The sequence below is a fragment of the Spiroplasma endosymbiont of Lariophagus distinguendus genome, assembly GCF_023846195.1.
GTDB lineage: Bacteria > Bacillota_I > Bacilli_A > Mycoplasmatales > VBWQ01 > Spiroplasma_E.
Map to the genome: position 1 here is coordinate 1 of NZ_JALMUW010000139.1, position 912 is coordinate 912.

Consider the following 912-nt stretch of genomic DNA (forward strand, 5'->3'; position numbering starts at 1 on the left):
AGTGAACAAAAAACTATTAAATATATTACCCTATTTAAATCTTGTTTTCCATTTTCTGATTTAATGTTTTAAATAAAATAAAATTATTTTAATTAAGTATCAAATTTACACTTGTGGTAAAAATTGATACTTTTTTTATTATTTTTAATTAAATTTAAACTTAATATTTATTAATAAATGATTATTAAATAAATTTCTATTATCTAAAATACAAACCAAAAATAAACCTAGTAATTATAGCGATAAAACTATAATATACATTTAAATTTCATTTACAAAAGTATAGTAATCTTGCTTTAAATTATATACCATGTTTATTATTATAAAAGCATTATAAAAGCAAATATCCTAAGAAAAATAAAAAAATGTTAAAATAAATACATAATTTTAGATATATTTTTATTAATTATTATTTTGAAAGGGGTGTTAAAATGAAATATTTTAATCCAAGTTTTTTATTTAAATTATGAATATTAATTATTCCATTATTTCATAATGAAAAACAAAAAGTACAATCTATGCCAATAAAATCATTAACTAACCCAACAACCTTACAAGAATCATTAACCAATTTACAAGAACTACCAATTAATTTAAAACAAGCCGAAATTTTTAATCATAAACATCGTCATAAAAAACATAAAAAAAGAAATATTAATAGTAACTTAAAAAATTCAACATTTTTTAATGGTACATGTACAAATGAAGGAACTACTTTCGTAAAATTAATTAAAGAAGACTTTTACTGTGGTGTTGAAGAGCCTTGAACTAATAATAAAGGTGTTGCAATATTACCTTATGTTTTAAAAGATAATGAATATTATTATTTACTAGTTAAAGAAAATAATCCGTTATTTAAAAATAAACAAATTAGTGAATATAGCACTATTACTGGGGGAGTAGAAAAAAAAG

Annotated in this window: 1 protein-coding gene; it reads left to right on the plus strand. The window is 18.9% G+C overall.

Annotation, left to right across the window (positions count from 1 at the left end):
- Positions 1-431 precede the first annotated feature (431 nt).
- Positions 432-912, plus strand: a 481-nt coding sequence (locus tag M0D11_RS06145; protein WP_252321051.1) for a hypothetical protein, incomplete at its 3' end; no start/stop codon positions are given.